The 18,223-nt window shown below is 71.7% G+C and carries 15 protein-coding genes; all 15 read right to left on the bottom strand.

Features of this window, described 5'->3' with window-relative positions:
• Positions 1-215 precede the first annotated feature (215 nt).
• The 15 genes from AB0P17_RS16125 to AB0P17_RS16055 all read right to left on the bottom strand — a co-directional run bounded on the left by AB0P17_RS16125 (position 216) and on the right by AB0P17_RS16055 (position 18,132).
• Positions 216-1,598, bottom strand: coding sequence for an MraY family glycosyltransferase (locus AB0P17_RS16125; protein ID WP_365811382.1), 1,383 nt, complete (start codon positions 1,596-1,598; stop codon positions 216-218).
• A gap of 144 nt (positions 1,599-1,742) precedes the next feature.
• On the bottom strand, positions 1,743-3,062 hold the full coding sequence (locus AB0P17_RS16120) for a serine hydroxymethyltransferase (protein ID WP_365811381.1): 1,320 nt from the start codon (positions 3,060-3,062) through the stop codon (positions 1,743-1,745).
• Positions 3,063-3,186: 124 nt separating this feature from the next.
• A complete protein-coding gene (locus AB0P17_RS16115) occupies positions 3,187-3,837 on the bottom strand; it encodes a protein-tyrosine-phosphatase (RefSeq protein WP_365811379.1) in 651 nt (216 codons plus the stop codon).
• Positions 3,834-4,481, bottom strand: coding sequence for an L-threonylcarbamoyladenylate synthase (locus AB0P17_RS16110; RefSeq protein ID WP_365811377.1), 648 nt, complete (start codon positions 4,479-4,481; stop codon positions 3,834-3,836). Before AB0P17_RS16110 ends, AB0P17_RS16115 begins: the two co-directional genes overlap by 4 nt.
• An 87-nt stretch (positions 4,482-4,568) precedes the next feature.
• Positions 4,569-5,453, bottom strand: coding sequence for a peptide chain release factor N(5)-glutamine methyltransferase (prmC, locus tag AB0P17_RS16105; protein ID WP_365811375.1), 885 nt, complete (start codon positions 5,451-5,453; stop codon positions 4,569-4,571).
• A 55-nt stretch (positions 5,454-5,508) separates the two neighbouring features.
• Positions 5,509-6,603 carry a peptide chain release factor 1 gene (gene prfA, locus AB0P17_RS16100; RefSeq protein WP_365811374.1) on the bottom strand — a complete coding sequence of 365 codons (1,095 nt, stop codon included), beginning with the start codon at positions 6,601-6,603 and terminating at the stop codon, positions 5,509-5,511.
• 175 nt (positions 6,604-6,778) lie between these two features.
• The gene (gene rpmE, locus AB0P17_RS16095; RefSeq protein ID WP_365811372.1) at positions 6,779-7,003 is read right to left on the bottom strand and encodes a 50S ribosomal protein L31; all 225 of its coding nucleotides are present in this window, start codon (positions 7,001-7,003) and stop codon (positions 6,779-6,781) included.
• Between the two features lie 155 nt (positions 7,004-7,158).
• Complete coding sequence (locus tag AB0P17_RS16090) at positions 7,159-8,259, bottom strand: LCP family protein (protein ID WP_365811370.1); 1,101 nt, start codon at positions 8,257-8,259, stop codon at positions 7,159-7,161.
• Positions 8,260-8,693: 434 nt separating this feature from the next.
• A complete protein-coding gene (rho, locus tag AB0P17_RS16085) occupies positions 8,694-10,775 on the bottom strand; it encodes a transcription termination factor Rho (RefSeq protein WP_365811369.1) in 2,082 nt (693 codons plus the stop codon).
• A gap of 437 nt (positions 10,776-11,212) precedes the next feature.
• The gene (gene thrB / locus AB0P17_RS16080; protein WP_365811367.1) at positions 11,213-12,130 is read right to left on the bottom strand and encodes a homoserine kinase; all 918 of its coding nucleotides are present in this window, start codon (positions 12,128-12,130) and stop codon (positions 11,213-11,215) included.
• A 348-nt stretch (positions 12,131-12,478) separates the two neighbouring features.
• Entirely contained in the window at positions 12,479-13,576 is a 1,098-nt protein-coding gene (gene thrC, locus AB0P17_RS16075) for a threonine synthase (RefSeq protein WP_365811365.1), read from the bottom strand.
• Positions 13,577-13,583: 7 nt separating this feature from the next.
• Positions 13,584-14,885: a homoserine dehydrogenase gene (locus AB0P17_RS16070; protein WP_365811363.1), complete on the bottom strand. Its 1,302-nt coding sequence runs from the start codon at positions 14,883-14,885 to the stop codon at positions 13,584-13,586.
• A gap of 128 nt (positions 14,886-15,013) precedes the next feature.
• Positions 15,014-16,408: a diaminopimelate decarboxylase gene (gene lysA, locus AB0P17_RS16065; RefSeq protein ID WP_365811361.1), complete on the bottom strand. Its 1,395-nt coding sequence runs from the start codon at positions 16,406-16,408 to the stop codon at positions 15,014-15,016.
• Between the two features lie 76 nt (positions 16,409-16,484).
• Positions 16,485-17,567, bottom strand: coding sequence for an ArgS-related anticodon-binding protein NrtL (nrtL, locus tag AB0P17_RS16060; protein WP_365811359.1), 1,083 nt, complete (start codon positions 17,565-17,567; stop codon positions 16,485-16,487).
• 118 nt (positions 17,568-17,685) lie between these two features.
• The gene (locus AB0P17_RS16055; RefSeq protein ID WP_365811358.1) at positions 17,686-18,132 is read right to left on the bottom strand and encodes a response regulator; all 447 of its coding nucleotides are present in this window, start codon (positions 18,130-18,132) and stop codon (positions 17,686-17,688) included.
• Positions 18,133-18,223: the final 91 nt, after the last annotated feature.

Here is an 18,223-nt window from a genome sequence, read left to right as displayed (position 1 = left end):
GGTCCGAGAGAGAGTTTCTCGGGCCAACGGACCGTCGCACTACGGTCCTTCGGCTCTGTCGCCGGGTCTCGTGAACAGTATCACAAACTATTTGATGAGGTCTTTACCATGGGGGTGTGCGGACCGTCACACATGAGAGTGAGCCCGCGCGTGTGTGCAGGACAAGGGTTCATCTTGTCTGGTATTGGGGCCCAGCGGGGGAAATGAGGGGCAGGTCACTGCCGTGAGCCGGCCTTCCTTCGGTCGGGTAGACGCGAACGAGCGCCGATGGCGGTCGCCCCGTTGACGCCGGCCGGAACGGGCGTACGAACTTCAGCGGCCGGCTCGTGCTCCTGTGCGTGGGCACAGGCGGCTCCGACCGCCGCACCGTCCGCTCCCCCCTCCGTGCCTTCCAGGGCCTCGGGCGCCTCCACGGCCGCGGCCGTACGCCTGCGACGCCGGTAGCGCGGCGGTACGTACGCCTGCGCCCACAGCGGCGCCCGCGGGGTGAAGCGCGGCAGCAGCAGCAGGACCAGGCCCACCGCGCTCAGCGCCACCACGACCAGCAGGATCCACATCGACGCCGAGTGCACCGAGTACGCGACCACACCGAACGCGATCAGCGCCGACCAGAAGTACATGATCAGCACCGACCTGCTGTGCGAGTGGCCGATCTCCAGCAGCCGGTGGTGCAGATGGCCGCGGTCGGCGGCGAACGGCGACTTGCCGTTCCAGGTGCGGCGTACGACCGCCAGCACGAGGTCGGCGAACGGGATCGCGATGATCGTCAGCGGCAGCAGCAGCGGGATGAAGACCGGCAGCGCCGCGTGGGTGGCCTGGCGGGTCGACCCCTCGAAGATCTTCAGCGCGTCCGGGTCGACCTGGCCGGTCACCGAGATCGCGCCCGCCGCGAGCACCAGGCCGATCAGCATCGACCCGGAGTCGCCCATGAAGATCCGCGCCGGATGCATGTTGTGCGGCAGGAAGCCCACGCACATGCCGATCAGGATCGCCGCGAAGAGCGTCGCGGGGGCCGCCGCCTCGATGCCGTACCCGTACCAGATCCGGTACGTGTACAGGAAGAACGCCGCGGCGGCGATGCAGACCATGCCGGCCGCGAGACCGTCGAGACCGTCCACGAAGTTGACCGCGTTGATGGTGATCACCACCAGCGCCACGGTCAGCAGGGTGCCCTGCCACGAGGTCAGCGCGACCGTGCCGATACCGGGCACCGGGATCCACAGGATCGTCAGCCCCTGCATGACCATCACACCGGCCGCGATCATCTGCGCGCCGAGCTTGATCAGGGCGTCGATCTCGAACTTGTCGTCCAGGACACCGATCAGCCAGATCAGCGCGGCGCCGGAGAGCAGCGCGCGCGGTTCGTTCGACAGCTCGAAGACCCCGTTGAGGTTCTGCAGGTTGTCCGCGACGAGCAGTCCGGCGCACAGGCCGAAGAACATGGCGATACCGCCGAGCCTCGGCGTCGGTTCGCGGTGCACGTCGCGGGCGCGGATCTCCGGCATCGCTCCGGTCGCGATGGCGAACTTCCGCACCGGACCGGTCAGCAAATAGGTCACCGCGGCCGTCACGCAGAGCGTCAGCAGGTAATCACGCACGGGCTGCCCCACAGGAATCGCTGGCCATCTCAGCCCCACACATTAGCCCGCGCCGGACCTCGGGACGGAAATCCGGTCGCCTATGAGCCAGGACACGGAGGGGAGCGGAACGGTTGCACGGGTTCCCCGTACGGAAAGTTCCATTCAGGAAACGGTCGGATACGGCGGGAAACGGCCCACCAATTCCCTGACCGTGTCACGGAGCGCACCGCGAGCCGTAGAGGCCCCAGCGGCCCCCTGAGCGTCCTCCCGCACCGCCGAGGCGATGAGGGCCCCCGCCCGCCCCATCTCGCCCTCACGCATGCCCTGAGTGGTCACGGCGGCCGTACCCAGCCGTACGCCACGCCCGTCGGCGGCCGGCAGCGCGCAGGTGTCCACCACCACGCCCGCCGCCGCGAGCCGGCCGCGGGCGGTTCTGCCGTCCACACCGAGCGGCGCGGGATCGACGGTGAGCAGATGGGTGTCCGTGCCGTCCGTGGTGATCCCGAACCCCTCCTCGGCCAGCGCCTCGGCCAGCGCCCGCGCGTTGGCGACGACCTGGTGCGCGTATGTGGCGTACGCCGGAGTGGCCGCCTCCCCGAAGGCCACCGCCTTCGCGGCGATGGTGTGCATCTGCGCGCCGCCCTGCGTGAACGGGAACACGGCGCGGTCGACGCGCTCCGCGTACTCCGCGCCGCACAGGATCATCCCGCCGCGCGGACCGCGCAGCACCTTGTGCGTCGTCGCGCACACGACGTCCGCGTACGGCACGGGGCTGGGCGCAGCGCCCCCGGCGACCAGCCCGATGGGGTGCGCCGCGTCGGCGATCAGATAGGCGCCCACGTCGTCGGCGATCTCCCTGAAGGCCGCGTAGTCGATATGGCGCGGATAGGAGATCGAGCCGCACACCAGCGCCTTGGGGCGGTGCGTCCGCGCCAGGTGACGCACCTGCGCGTAGTCGATGAGCCCGGTCCGCGCGTCGACCCCGTACCCCACGAAGTCGAACCAGCGCCCCGAGAAGTTGACGGGTGAGCCGTGCGTGAGGTGCCCGCCGTACGTCAGCCCCATGGCGAGGACGGTGTCCCCGGGCCGCAGCAGCGCGGCGTACGCCGCGAGCACGGCGGACGACCCGGAGTGCGGCTGTACGTTGGCGTGCTCGGCCCCGAACAGCGCCCGGGCCCGCGCGACGGCGACCCGCTCGGCGGCGTCCACCAGCTCGCAGCCGCCGTGGTGGCGGGCGCCGGGGTAGCCCTCGGCGTACTTGTTGGCGAGCGGGGAGCCGAGCGCCGCGAGCACGGCGGGCGAGGTGAAGTTCTCGGCGGCGATGAGCTGCAGGCTGTCGGCCTGGCGCCGCGCCTCGCCGAGCATGATCTCGGCCATCTCGGGGTCCTGGCGCCGCAGGACCTCCAGCGCCGCCTCCGGCGCGCTGCGGGCCGGGCGGGGGCCCGCGTGAGGCTCCGCGTGGGGTTCGATGACGACCGGCATGACGGGCTCCGGGCCTCGGCGGTGCGTGACGCCTTCCAATGTAGGCCGCGGGGACCCGGTGCGCCCGGCGGTGCGGGGAGGCAGACCCGGCCCGCCCGGCGGTGCGGGGACGGATCAGGTGTGGCTACGGCTTCGCGGGTACGCCGGTGAGCGCCGTGACCACCGGGTCCAGGGCCTGGTGGATCTCCTCGCCGATCGAGCGGAAGAACGTGATCGGCGCCCCGTACGGGTCGTACACCTCGTCCGCCTCCGCCGTCGGCGCCAGCAGCCAGCCGCGGAGCGCCGCCGCGGCGCGCACCAGGGCGCGGGCGCGCTCCACGACGCCCTCGTCCAGGGGGTCGGGCAGCGTCGCCGGGTCTATGGCCCGCACCAGGCGGGTGAACTCCTTCAGCGTGAACGTGCGCAGCCCCGCCGAGTGGCCCATCGAGATGACCTGGGCGCGGTGGTCGCGGGTCGCGGTGAGGACGAGGTCCGCGCGGATGACGTGCTCGTCGAGCAGTTCGCGGCCGACGAAGCCGGAGGCGTCCGCCCCGAAGTCGGCGAGGACGGCCTCCGCGTTGGCCTCCATGGCGGCGCCCTCGTGGCCCCAGGTGCCCGCGCTCTCCACGATCAGGCCACCGGTCAGCCGCTCCCCCAGGCGGGCGCTCAGGGCGTGCCGGTTGAGCCGCTCGGTGATGGGCGAGCGGCACACGTTGCCGGTACTGACGTGGAGGATGCGGAAGGTGGTGCCGGTGATCGAGGTCTCCGCTATGCCACGCCCCTCAGGGGCGGTCAATTGGCCACCTCGAGGTCGGGTACCACCTTGCGGAGTTCCTCCGCGTCGAGGGCGCCGGCCCGCAGCAGCACCGGGACCTTGCCGGTGACGTCCACGATCGAGGACGGCACGTTCCCCGGCGTCGGGCCGCCGTCGAGGTAGACGGAGACGGAGTCCCCGAGCATCTCCTGGGCCGCGTCGCAGTCCTCGGGGGCCGGGTGTCCCGTGAGGTTGGCGCTGGAGACGGCCATCGGGCCGACCTCGGTGAGCAGCTCGATCGCCACCGGGTGCAGCGGCATCCGGATCGCGACCGTGCCCCGGGTGTCCCCCAGGTCCCACTGGAGGGACGGCTGGTGCTTGGCGACCAGGGTCAGGGCGCCCGGCCAGAACGCGTCGACCAGTTCCCACGCCTGCTCGGAGAAGTCCGTGACGAGGCCGTGCAGGGTGTTCGGGGAGCCGATCAGGACGGGCGTGGGCATGTTGCGGCCCCGGCCCTTGGCCTCCAGCAGATCGGCGACGGCCTCGGAGCCGAAGGCGTCCGCGCCGATCCCGTACACGGTGTCGGTGGGCAGCACGACCAGCTCACCGCGGCGCACGGCGGACGCGGCCTCCCGCAGACCCGTGGTGCGGTCGGTCGCGTCGTTGCAGTCGTATCGCCGAGCCATTTTAGGAAGCCTCCTCGTGCGCGAACACGGTCTGGGTCATCGCGGTCTGGGTCATCGAAGCGGAAGGATCGTGAGGTACCGAGAGGGTCACGGCAGCGCCTTGCGTGCCGTGGCGAAGCGCGGGCGCTTGTTCAGGTCCGGGTGGTCCGCGGCGTCCGCCCAGCCGGACTCCTCGCTGAAGATCCACGGGACCTGGCCGCCCTGCGTGTCCGCGTGCTCGACGACGACGAGGCCGCCGGGCCGCAGCAGCCGGTGCGCGGTGCGTTCGATGCCGCGAATGGTGTCGAGGCCGTCCTCGCCGGAGAAGAGGGCCATCTCCGGGTCGTGGTCACGGGCCTCGGGGGCCACGTACTCCCACTCGGTGAGCGGGATGTACGGCGGGTTGGAGATGACCAGATCGACCTGGCCGTCCAGTTCGGGCAGGGCGCTCAAGGCGTCCCCCTGGTGGACGGTGACCCTGGATCCCTCGGCGTTCTTCCGCGTCCAGGTCAGGGCCTCCTCGGACAGCTCCACGGCGTGCACGCGCGAGCGGGGCACCTCCTGTGCCATGGCGAGCGCGATCGCGCCGGAGCCCGAGCACAGGTCGACCACGACGGGCTCGACGACGTCCATCGCCCGTACGGCGTCTATGGCCCAGCCGACGACCGACTCGGTCTCCGGGCGGGGCACGAAGACACCGGGGCCCACCTGGAGCTCCAGATAGCGGAAGAAGGCGCGTCCGGTGATGTGCTGGAGCGGTTCGCGGGCCTCACGGCGCGCCACGGCCTCCCAGTAGCGGGCGTCGAAGTCCGCGTCCTTGACGCGGTGCAGCTCTCCCCGCTTGACGGCGTGCACGTACGCGGCGAGCTCCTCCGCGTCGAAACGCGGCGAGGGCACGCCCGCGTCGGCCAGCCGCTGGGTGGCCTGGGCCACCTCCGCGAGCAGCAGGCTGCGCCGCTGGGAGTCGCTGGGCCCCCCAGAATGTGGCTGCACGCTGGTTCCTCCGGACTGCGAGTGCGGTCACCGGGGGCGGTGACCGCGGATCCTGTTACTGGGCGGCTGCTAGCTTCGCGGCGGAGTCGGCGTCGACACAGGCCTGGATGACCGCGTCCAGGTCCCCGTCGAGCACCTGGTCCAAGTTGTACGCCTTGAAACCGACGCGGTGGTCCGAGATCCGGTTCTCCGGGAAGTTGTACGTACGGATCTTCTCGGACCGGTCGACGGTACGGACCTGGCTGCGCCGGGCGTCCGCCGCGTTCTTCTCCGCCTCCTCCTGGGCCGCGGCGAGCAGCCGCGAGCGCAGGATACGCAGGGCCTGCTCCTTGTTCTGGAGCTGGCTCTTCTCGTTCTGGCAGGAGGCGACGACTCCGGTCGGCAGGTGGGTGATGCGTACGGCGGAGTCGGTGGTGTTGACGGACTGGCCGCCGGGTCCCGAGGAGCGGTAGACGTCGATACGGAGATCGTTGGCGTGGATCTCGACGTCGACCTCCTCGGCCTCGGGCGTGACCAGCACACCGGCGGCCGAGGTGTGGATACGGCCCTGCGACTCGGTGGAGGGCACGCGCTGCACACGGTGCACGCCGCCCTCGTACTTCAGCCGTGCCCAGACGCCCTGTCCGGGCTCGGTGGCGCCGTTGCCGCCCTTGGTCTTGACGGCGACCTGGACGTCCTTGTAGCCGCCCAGCTCGGACTCGGTGGCGTCGATGATCTCGGTCTTCCAGCCGACGCGCTCCGCGTACCTCAGGTACATGCGCAGCAGGTCGCCGGCGAAGAGGGCGGACTCGTCGCCGCCCGCGCCGGCCTTGACCTCAAGGATGACGTCCTTGTCGTCGCTGGGGTCGCGCGGGACGAGGAGCAGGCGCAGCTTCTCCGTCAGTTCCTCGCGCTGCTTCTCCAGGGCCTTGGCCTCGGTGGCGAAGTCCCCAGCGGAAGGATCACTCGTGTCGGCCGCGAACTCACGGGCCGTGGTGATGTCCTCGCCGGTCTGCTTCCAGGAGCGGTACGTGGCGACGATCGGGGTCAGCTCGGCGTAACGCTTGTTGAGCTTGCGCGCGTTGGCCTGATCGGCGTGGACCGACGGGTCGGCGAGCTGCTTCTCCAGACCGGCGTGCTCGCCGATCAGTTCCTCGACCGCCTCGAACATTCGGGGGCTCCTGTGTTTCTTGCGTGACTCGCGTGACTCGCGTAGCCCACGTGTCTCGCGTGGCTCGCGTTAAGAAGATGCTGCGGCAGGTGCTTCGGCAGTGCTGCGGGACGCCAAAGCGCCGGTCCCGGTGCCCCGCACATACGGGGCGCCGAGGACCGGCGCAGGTGGCTCGCTACTTCTTGGCGGAGCCGGCGGCCTTGCCGAAGCGGGCCTCGAAGCGGGCCACGCGGCCACCGGTGTCGAGGATCTTCTGCTTGCCCGTGTAGAACGGGTGGCACTCGGAGCACAGGTCGGCACGGATGGTGCCGGACTCGATCGTGCTGCGGGTGGTGAACGACGCACCGCAGGTGCAGCTGACCTGGGTCTCGACGTACGCGGGGTGGATGTCGCGCTTCAAGGGGTTCTCCTAGTTCCGGGAGGGCACCGGGTCGTACGCGCTGATTGCGCGGACGTGAACCGGGGCCGACGTACCAGTCTGCCAGGACCGGCCGCATCTCCCAAAACCGGGGGGCGCTCGCACGTATTCCCGGGCTTCCGGGGCTTTGCGCCGCGTCAGCCGGTGTTGACGACACTGTGGGCCGAGCCCTTGTCGCCCGCCGAGTCCCGGGTGGCGGAGGCGGGGACCGGCCTGTCCTGCTTCAGGGCCGTCCAGACCTGCTGAGCGGCGGCCGGGAGGGGCAGGACGCGGTTCGGGTCCGCCGGGTCGTAGCGGACCGGGAGGGTGACCATGTGGACGTCCTGGGCGCCGAGCTCCTTGAGCCCGCCGGCGAACCCGACCAGTTTGTCGACCGAGTCGAGCTGGGAGTCGGGAGTGATCGCACGGGTGGCGGTGTCGGCGAGGTCGTAGAGCTTCTTCGGGTCGCTGAACACGCCGACGCTCTTGACCTGCTCGATCAGCGCCTTGATGAAGGACTGCTGGAGCTGGATCCGGCCGAGGTCACTGCCGTCCCCGACGCTGTGGCGGGTCCGTACGAGACCGAGGGACTGCTCCCCGTTCAGGGTGTGGGTGCCGGGGGCGAGCTTGAGGTGGCTCTTGGGGTCGTCGATCGGCCGCGTGGTGGTGATCTTCACGCCGCCGAGTGTGTCGACGAGCTTCTTGAAGCCGGTGAAGTCGACCTCGATGTAGTGGTCCATGCGCAGTCCGGACATCTGCTCGACGGTCTTGACCGCGCAGGCCGGGCCGCCCACCTCGTACGCCGTGTTGAACATGGCGAGCCGCTGCCCGGCCACGGCGGCGCCGTCGGAGTCGGTGCAGGCGGGGCGGTCGATCAGGGTGTCGCGCGGTACGGAGACGACGCTGGCCCGCCGGTGGCCCTTGTAGACGTGGACGACCATCGCGGTGTCCGAGCGGGCGCCGCCGCCGTCCTGGCCGTACTTCGCGTTGGCGCCGGAGCGGGAGTCCGAGCCGAGGACGAGGATGTTCTCGGAGCCGTTGCCGGAGCCGGCGGGGCGGTCGCGGCCGAGCTGGGCGTTGATGTCGACACCGTTCAGGTTGCCGTTGAGCTTGAAGTAGACGTAGCCGAGCCCGGAGCCGCCGACGAGGACGAGGGCCGCCGCGGACCACGCGGCGATGACGGTGGCGCGGCGGCGCCTGCCCGGCTTCCCGCGGCGTCCGCCGCGGCCTCGTATTCGGCTGCTGATCCCGTCGCCCATGGTCTCCCTCTGTCCGTCGTGCGGGTCCCGCTACCTCCTGCCGTGTGATGAGGCGCACTATGTCGCCACTTGTACAGACAGTGAAGCATCAAGATGGGTTGCACAGCATGCGGTGGGGATGTCCGGAAAAGCAACGCGGCCGGACGGCGGCCCGGCGCCCGCCCCGCCGCCGGGACCCTGCCCCGCGTACCGCCGCCCACCTGGGCATTCGGGCCCTGGGACGGGCCCGGGGCCGCCCAGAGGGCGTCCAGGGGCCCGCGCGGGGCGTGTGGGATTACTCTCCGGCCGGGCTCTCCGGCCGCTACCTCTCCGGGCACCCGACGAGGGGCACGGGCGGGACCCCTGCGAAGGGGGCCGCACGAACGGGAACCGCCCCGTCACGGGGGTGACGGGGCGGTTCTCGCCGTACGGCGTACGGGACGCTGCGGGTCCGGTCAGTCGTTGCCGTTGGAGCCCGGGGTCGTCTTCTGGATCTGGAGCAGGAACTCCGCGTTGGACTTGGTCTTCTTCATCTTGTCCAGGAGGAGTTCGATGGCCTGCTGCTGGTCGAGCGCGTGCAGCACCCGGCGCAGCTTCCAGACGACGGCCAGCTCCTCGCCGCCGAGCAGGATCTCCTCCTTGCGGGTGGAGGACGCGTCCACGTCGACCGCCGGGAAGATGCGCTTGTCCGAGAGCTTCCGGTCGAGCTTGAGCTCCATGTTGCCGGTGCCCTTGAACTCCTCGAAGATCACCTCGTCCATGCGCGAGCCGGTCTCGACGAGCGCGGTGGCCAGGATGGTCAGCGAGCCGCCGTCCTCGATGTTGCGCGCGGCACCGAAGAAGCGCTTCGGCGGGTAGAGCGCGGTCGAGTCGACACCACCGGACAGGATGCGTCCGGAGGCGGGCGCCGCGAGGTTGTACGCGCGGCCCAGCCGGGTGATGGAGTCCAGCAGGACGACCACGTCGTGGCCCAGCTCCACGAGGCGCTTGGCGCGCTCGATGGCGAGTTCCGCGACGGTGGTGTGGTCCTCGGCCGGGCGGTCGAAGGTCGAGGAGATGACCTCGCCCTTGACCGACCGCTGCATGTCGGTGACCTCTTCGGGACGCTCGTCGACGAGGACGACCATCAGGTGGCACTCGGGGCTGTTGACCGTGATCGCGTTGGCGATGGCCTGGAGGATCATGGTCTTGCCGGTCTTCGGCGGGGCCACGATCAGACCGCGCTGACCCTTGCCGATCGGTGCGACGAGGTCGATGATCCGCGTGGTCAGCACGCCCGGGTCGGTCTCCAGACGGAGCCGGTCCTGCGGGTAGAGCGGGGTCAGCTTCTGGAACTCCGGGCGGCCGCGGCCGGATTCGGCCCCCATGCCGTTGGCGGAGTCGAGGCGGACGAGCGCGTTGAACTTCTCGCGGCGCTCGCCGTCCTTGGGCTGACGGACGGCCCCGGTGACGTGGTCGCCCTTGCGCAGGCCGTTCTTGCGGACCTGGGCGAGCGAGACGTACACGTCGTTGGGGCCCGGCAGGTAGCCGGAGGTCCTGATGAACGCGTAGTTGTCGAGGATGTCGAGGATGCCCGCGACGGGGATCAGCACATCGTCGTCGGCGACCTGGGGCTCACCGGGGCCGAACTCGTCTCGCCCGCGGCGGCCGCGGCGGTCGCGGTAGCGCCCGCGTCGGCCGCGCCGGCCGCCCGCCTCGTCGTCGAAGTCGTCCTGGGGGGCGTTGCCCTGGCCGCCGTGCTGTCCCTGGCCGCCACCGCGGTTGTCGCGGTCGCCCCGGCCGCCCTGCTGCCGGTTGCCACCACTCTGCTGCTGGCCGCCCTGCTGGTCGTCGCCCTTGCCCCGGCGGTCGCGCTGCCGGTCGCGGCGTCCCTCGCGGTCCCGGTCGCCGCGCTGGCCGCGGTCCTGGCGGTCGCCGCGGCGTCCGTCGGTCTCGCCCTGGGTGACGGTGCCGGCGGAGGCGGCCACGGCCGCCTCCGCCCGGGCGTCCGGGCGCTCCTCGACCTTGACGTCGGCCGGGGCGTCCACCGCGGCCTCCGCCGACGCGCCGGGGCTGCCGGCCTGCGCGGTGGCCCTGCGGCGGCGGCGCTCGCCCGCGGGCTGGTCGTCGCTGGCGGGCTGGCCGGGGATGTCGATCTGCTGCTGGGTCACGGCCTGCTCGGCCTTGGCGCCCTGCTTGACGTCCTCCCCGCCCGACGCGGCGGCTTCGCCCGTACGGGCCTTGGAAGTTGCCCGGCGCTTGGGCTTGGTCTCGGCGTCGGCGCCGCCGTTGGCACCGGCGGCGGTCTTCGCCGCCGCTCCGCCTCCGGCCTGTGCTTCCTTGATGACCTCGATCAACTGGCTCTTGCGCATCCGCGCGGTGCCCCTGATGCCGAGGCCCGACGCGACCTGCTGCAACTCGGCCAGGACCATGCCGTCAAGGCCGGTGCCGGAGCGGCGGCGCCGTGTGGTGGTGCCAGTGGCAGCACCTTCGGCGGGCGCGGTGGTGCCGACAGTGCTGTCGGCAGTCACGCCCATCAGATCGGTGGTGTCGCTCACGAAGGGTCCTTCCCTGGAGCGGACGTCGGCCTTCTGGCTCGGCGACCGGTTGTGCTGCCGGCTGCGGTCCCATGTGGTGGACCGTGCCGGGGCGGTGGTCCCGCCGGGTACGGCGGAGAAATCTGCAAACGTGCAAACAAGCGATGGGTCCGGCCCGAGGTCCCCCTGCTCGGCCCTCCGCTGGGAAAAACGGGGGGTGTCGTGCCGGTTCCGGTGCGTGCTCAAAACTGCTCAGGCAGGCTGCTCAGGCAGTTGGGGAGGCTCCCGGAAGAAGGGCGGTCCCGATGTGGGACACGATGCACCGCGCCTGAAAGACGTCGGCTGCAGACTTGAGGTTAACACTACCGGCTCCAACAAACATTCCCCCTCTCATTCACCGGCAATCTCTTCTGGCCGTTCTCGCCAAGAGCTCCACGGCCTCCGGAGCTCCACGAGCCCTACGAACCGAGCGGCAGCACGCTCGCGCCCGCCACGTCGAGAGTGAGCCGGTTGGCGGCCCAGCCCTCGCCCGCCAGCCGTGCGACCTTGTCGGCCGCACCGTCCTCGACCAGCGCGAGCACCGTGGGGCCCGCGCCGGAGACGACCGCGGGGACGTCGTCCGCGCGCAGTCGGTTGACCAGTGCGACGCTCTCCGGCATCGCGGGGGCCCGGTAGTCCTGGTGAAGACGGTCCTCCGTGGCGGGCAGCAGCAGCTCGGGGCGCCGGGTCATGGCCTCGACGAGGAGGGCCGCGCGACCGGCGTTGGCCGCCGCGTCCACATGGGGGACCGTACGTGGCAGCAGGCCGCGCGCCGTCTCCGTGAGGACAGCCTTGGCGGGGACGAAAACCACCGGAACGATGGAACGGACCGGATCCATCCTGATCGCGCGGGCGGCTCCCCCGTCCATCCAGGCGAGGGTGAAGCCGCCGAGCAGACAGGCGGCGACATTGTCCGGATGCCCCTCGATCTCGGTCGCCAGTTCCAGCAGCGCCGCGTCGTCGAGCCGGGCGTCCCCGCCTATGGTGACGGCGCGGGCCGCGACGATCCCGGCGCAGATCGCGGCCGAGGAGGAGCCCAGGCCGCGGCCGTGCGGGATGCGGTTGGCACAGACGACCTCCAGGCCGCGCGGCTGTCCGCCGAGCAGGTCGAAGGCGGTACGGAGGGACCGTACGAGCAGATGGTTCTCGTCGCGGGGAAGCGTCTCGGCGCCCTCACCCGCGATGTCGACGTGCAGCCCCGAGTCGGCGACACGGACCACCACGTCGTCGTAGAGCCCCAGCGACAGGCCCAGGGCGTCGAAGCCAGGGCCGAGGTTGGCGCTGGTGGCGGGGGTGCGCACCCGTACGGCGGCGGCGCGGAACGCGGGACCGGCCATCGCTCTGACGACTCTCCTTGTGACTGCGGTACTGGGCTACCGGCTTGCTGACGTGCTGAGGTGTCGCGGTGTCGGTGTCGGTGCCGCGGCGGGTGCGGCGGATTCGCGTGGCTGCGTGGGGGTTCCGGGGTGTGCGGGAGAAGGTTTCGAGAAGGACGTACGGAATGCCCGCGGCCACGACGGCGGCAGCACCGCGGCATATGCGGCGGGGCGGATTGGGTACAGCTTATCGAAGGATGGATCGGTGGCGACATAGGGCGCACAGGAGGCGCACGATGCGTGTCGCGTGCCTGCCTGTGCGCCTATGTCGGTCATGCGTACTTCCCGCCGCCCGTGCGGCGGGACGGGTCAGGCGAGGCCGAGGCGGGCCGCCGCGGCGACCGCGTCGACCGGCACGGTGACCGGCTGAGGCGCCCCCGCCACGGCCCAGTCGGGGTCCTTGAGCCCGTTGCCGGTGACGGTGCAGACGATGCGCTGGCCGGGGTCGACCTTGCCCTCGTCCGCGGCCTTGAGCAGTCCGGCGACGGAGGCGGCCGAGGCGGGCTCCACGAAGACGCCCTCCTGGGAGGCCAACAGCCGGTAGGCGGCGAGGATCTGGCGGTCCGTCACCTCGTCGATGAAGCCGCCGGACTCGTCGCGGGCGGCCAGCGCGTACTGCCAGGAGGCCGGGTTGCCGATCCGGATCGCGGTGGCGACGGTGTGCGGGTCCTTGACGATCTCACCGCGCACGATCGGCGCGGAGCCGGACGCCTGGAACCCCCACATGCGCGGCGTACGCCCCGCCACGCCGTCGGCGGCGTATTCGGTGTAGCCCTTCCAGTACGCCGTGATGTTGCCGGCGTTCCCGACGGGCAGCACATGGATGTCCGGGGCGTCGCCGAGCGCGTCCACGATCTCGAACGCGGCGGTCTTCTGGCCCTCGATACGGACCGGATTGACCGAGTTGACCAGCGCCACCGGGTAATGGTCGGAGAGCGAGCGGGCCAGCGTCAGACAGTCGTCGAAATTGCCCTCGACCTGGAGGATCTTGGCGCCGTGGACCAGCGCCTGGCCCATCTTGCCGATGGCGATCTTGCCCTGGGGCACCAGGACGGCACAGACCATCCCCGCCCGTACGGCGTAGGCGGCGGCCGAGGCGGAGGTGTTGCCGGTGGAGGCGCAGATGACCGCCTGGGCGCCCTCCTCCTTGGCCCGGGTGATGGCCATGGTCATGCCACGGTCCTTGAAGGACCCGGTGGGGTTGGCGCCCTCGACCTTGAGATGAACCTCACAGCCCGTACGCTCCGAGAGCACCTGCGCCGGGACGAGCGGCGTACCGCCCTCGCGGAGGGTGACGACCGGCGTCTTCTCCGTCACCGGGAGGCGGTGCCGGTACTCCTCGATGATGCCGCGCCACTGGTGGACGCCCTCGCGGCTGCCACTGCTGGTCAGGCCATTGCTGGTCATGGGTTCCTTACTCCCCTTCAACACGCATGATGCTGGCGACACCGCGCACGGTGTCGAGCTTGCGGAGTGCCGCGACGGTCCCGGAGAGGGCCGCGTCGGCCGCGCGGTGGGTGACGACGACGAGGGCGGCCTCGCCCGCACCGTCCTGCCGGCCCTTCTGACGGACCGTGTCGATGGACACGCCGTGCTCGGCGAAGACCGTCGCGACCTGGGCGAGCACACCCGGTTTGTCGGCCACGTCGAGACTGATGTGGTAGCGCGTCACCACGTCGCCCATGGGGCTGACGGGAAGCTGGGTGTACGCGGACTCCCCGGGCCCGGTGGCCCCGGCGAGCTTGTTGCGGCAGACGGCGACGAGGTCGCCGAGGACGGCGGAGGCAGTCGGGGAACCGCCCGCGCCGGGGCCGTAGAACATGAGCTGCCCGGCCGCCTCGGCCTCGATGAAGACCGCGTTGTACGCCTCGCGCACGGAGGCGAGCGGATGGCTGAGCGGGATCATCGCCGGGTGGACCCGCGCGGTGACGGAGCGGCCGTCGGCGGCCCGCTCGCAGATCGCGAGGAGCTTGACCGTGCAGCCCATGCGCTGCGCGGAGGCGAGGTCGGCGGAGGTGACCTCCGTGATGCCCTCGCGGTGCACATCGTCGAGGCGTACCCGGGTGTGGAAGGCGATCCCGGCGAGGATGGCGGCCTTGGCGGCGGCGTCGAAGCCCTCGACGTCGGCGGTCGGGTCGGCCTCCGCGTACCCGAGGGCGGTGGCCTCGTCGAGCGCCTCGGAGTAGCCGGCGCCGGCGGTGTCCATCCGGTCGAGGATGAAGTTGGTCGTGCCGTTGACGATGCCGAGGACGCGGTTGACCTTGTCCCCGGCCAGCGACTCGCGCAGCGGCCTGACCAGCGGGATGGCGCCCGCGACGGCCGCCTCGAAGTACAGGTCGCGGCCGTGCCGGTCGGCGGCGTCGTAGAGCGTCGTGCCGTCCTCGGCGAGCAGCGCCTTGTTGGCGGAGACGACGGAGGCGCCGTGCTCGAAGGCGGTGGTGATCAGTGTCCGGGCGGGCTCGATGCCGCCGATGACCTCGACCACCACGTCTATGTCGCCCCGTTTGACCAGGGCGGTGGCGTCGGTGGTGATCAGCGCGGGGTCGATGCCCGCGCGCACCTTTGCGGGGCGCCGGACGGCGACCCCGGCCAGCTCCACCGGGGCCCCGATCCGCGCGGCGAGGTCGTCGGCGTGCGTCGTCATGATGCGCGCCACCTCTGAGCCGACCACACCACAGCCCAGCAGCGCCACCTTCAGCGGACGCGTACGCATCATCCGACCTACGCCTTTCATCCGATTTCATCCGACGCGACCGGCACGGTCACGCGGAAGCGTGATTGCCCACCAGTCTCACTCACCGGACGAAGGTTTCCGCCCCTCGTCCAGATTGCGAGACATGTATTTCAGTGACCGACATCGAGACGCAGCAGATCTTCCTCCGTCTCGCGCCGGACGATCACCCGGGCCTCGCCGTCCCTGACGGCGACGACCGGCGGCCGGAGCGCGTGGTTGTAGTTGCTCGCCATCGAGCGGCAGTACGCGCCGGTGGCGGGCACGGCGAGCAGGTCGCCGGGGGCCAGGTCGGCGGGGAGGAACGCGTCCCGTACGACGATGTCGCCGCTCTCGCAGTGCTTGCCGACGACGCGGGTCAGCATCGCCTCGGCGTCGGAGGCGCGGGAGACCAGCGCCACGCTGTACTCGGCGTCGTACAGCGCCGTACGGATGTTGTCGGACATGCCGCCGTCCACGCTGACATACGTGCGGAGCCCTTCGAGCGGCTTGATCGTGCCCACCTCGTACAGCGTGAAGGCCGTCGGGCCCACGATGGCGCGGCCCGGCTCCACGGAGATGCGCGGCGTACGGAGCCCGGCGGCCTCGCACTCGCGGGTGACGATGTCGCTGAGCGCCTTGGCGATGTCGTGCGGCTCGCGCGGGTCGTCCTCGGAGGTGTACGCGATGCCGAGGCCGCCGCCGAGGTCGATCTCGGGCAGCTCCACACCGTGCTCGTCGCGCACCTCGGCGAGGAGCTGGACGACCCGGCGGGCGGAGACCTCGAAGCCGGCCATGTCGAAGATCTGCGAGCCGATGTGGGAGTGGATGCCGGTCAGTTCGATGCCGTCGAGCCTGAGGGCCCGGCGGACGGCCTCGGCGGCCTGTCCGTCGGCGAGGGCGATGCCGAACTTCTGGTCCTCGTGGGCGGTGGCGATGAACTCGTGCGTGTGCGCCTCCACGCCGACCGTGACCCGGATCTGCACGGGCTGCCGCCTGCCGTGCCGCTGCGCGATGTGCGCGACCCGGACGATCTCCTGGAAGGAGTCGAGGACGATCCGGCCGACCCCCGCGGTGACGGCGCGCTCGATCTCCTCGGTGGACTTGTTGTTCCCGTGGAAGGCGATGCGCTCGGCGGGCATCCCGGCGGAGAGCGCGGTGGCCAGCTCGCCGCCGGAGCACACGTCGAGGTTGAGCCCCTCCTCGTGCAGCCAGCGCACGACGGCGCGGGAGAGGAACGCCTTGCCCGCGTAGAAGACGTCCGCGTCCGCGCCGAAGGCGTCGGCCCAGGCGCGGCAGCGGGCCCGGAAGTCCGCTTCGTCGAGGAAGTACGCCGGGGTGCCGAACTCCTCGGCCAGCTTGGTCACTTCGATCCCGGCGACGGTCACCACACCGTCCTCCGCACGGCGCACCGTACGCGACCAGACCTTCTCGTCCAGGGCGTTGAGGTCGGCGGCGGGGGCCGTGTAGTGGCCCTCGGGGAGTACGTCGGCGTGGCGGGGGCCTGCGGGGTGTGCGGAACGGCTCATGTGCGTGGCTCTCTTGGCTTCTCTTCAGAGGGGTGCGGAACGGCGTTCACGGGTGCGTGGTGCACGGCTGCTCCGTTCACAGGTGTTCCGGGGCGTCGACGCCGAGCAGGGACAGGCCGCCGGCCAGCACCGTCCCGGTGGCTTCGGCGAGCGCGAGCCGGGACCGGTGGGCGGCCGAGGGTTTCTCGTCGCCGAGGGGCAGCGGGTGGCGGGCCCCCTGGAAGCGCAGGAACGCGTCAGCGGTGTGTTCGAGATGGCGGGCGAGCCGGTCGGGCGCGCGCAGCCGGGCGGCGGCTCCCAGCACGGCCGGGTGGTCGCCGAGGAGGGCGAGGAGCGGGACCGCGGGGTCCTCGACGGGTCCCGCGTGCTCGTCGTGCTCGTTGTGCCTGTCGTGCTCGTTGTGCTCGCTGCCGGGGTCCGCCGGGGTGAGGGCGAGCTGGGCGGCGGCGCGTGCGGTGGCGCGTGTGCGGGCGTACGCGTAGCGCACGAGGAAGAGGCCGTTGCTCTCGCGCTGCACGAGCAGCGCGCGGGCGGCCTCCGGGCCGGTGTACGGCCGGTCGTGCGCGGCGGGCCGCAGCAGCGCCCAGTGGGCGGCGTCGGGGCCGAGCCGGGCGTACAGCTCCTCGGCGGTGGTGCCCGCGGCGACGGGGACGGGGCGCAGCGCCTCGGCGGCGCCGGGGACGACGGCGGCGTCGGCGCCCTGGGTGCGGAGCAGCCGCACGACGGTACGGGTCCACAGGGCGGCCCGGGGCTCCTCCGTGGCCGCCAGGGCGACGGTGGTCCCGGCGAGCGCGTCGCCGTGTCCGTAACGGGCCCCGGCGCGCCGGATCGTACGGAGCAGGCCGGCGTGGGCGCCGGCGCGGCGGCCGGCGGCCAGGGTGAAGTTCAGGAAGCCGGGCCCGGTGATCTCGACATGGGCGATCCCGGCGCCGGGCGCGGTGCGCAGGAGGGTGGTGCGCAGGATCTCGGCGACCTCGCGGGGCGGGCGTCCCGCGGGGCCCGCGAGCCGGAGCGCGACATTGGTGGCGTAGTCGCCCCGGCCGCCGGGGCGGGGGCGCTCGACCGCGACCCGTTCGGGCACGGGGCCCGGCAGGGCGTCGTCCTCGACCGCGCGGCACACGGCGTGCAGCACGGTTCGGGAGAGCTCTGCGGGGGTCACGGGTCAAGGGTAGGTCCTGGGTGGGGGCTCCCCGCCAACCGGTTTCGCCATGCGGTACGGGTGGTCGGCGCGGGCCGTCGGTGCGAGGAGGCGGCCGTGGGCGGTCAGCCGCGGGCGGTCAGCCGCGGGTGGAGCCCGCGTGTCCGGCGCCGTGCCTGCCGTCCTGCCTGCCGTCCAGGGACGGCGGGCCCTCCTGGTGGCGCAGCCGGCGTACGAGCCGGACCAGGTCGGCCGGTTCGAAGGGCTTGGCGAGGAAACCGTCCACCCCGGCGGCGACGCCGGTGTCCACCTCGTACGGCGTACAGGCGCTGACGATGGCGATCGGGAGCCGGCTGGTGCGGGGGTCGGCGCGCAGCCGGGCGGCGGTGCGCAGGCCGTCGAGGCGTGGCATGACCACATCGAGGGTGATGACGTCGGGGGCGACCTCGTGGACGACGTCCAGGCATTCGGCACCGTCGGCCGCGGTCACGACCTCGAAGCCCTCAAGTTCGAGATTGACCCTGATCAGTTGCCTGATGACCCTGTTGTCGTCGACAACGAGCACCCGGCCGGACGCTCCAGACACAACTCGAGAGTAGGTCCGAAGCCGGTGCCGCGTCCGGGTTTTGCCGACTTCCGCCCGGCGTGGACGACGCGGGCGCGGCGCCCGAGCGGGC

The organism is Streptomyces sp. NPDC088124 (assembly GCF_040685895.1).
In the GTDB taxonomy this organism is placed as follows: domain Bacteria; phylum Actinomycetota; class Actinomycetes; order Streptomycetales; family Streptomycetaceae; genus Streptomyces.
The sequence above is the reverse complement of the archived record's forward strand: the minus strand, read 5'-3'. Positions and strand labels throughout refer to the sequence as shown.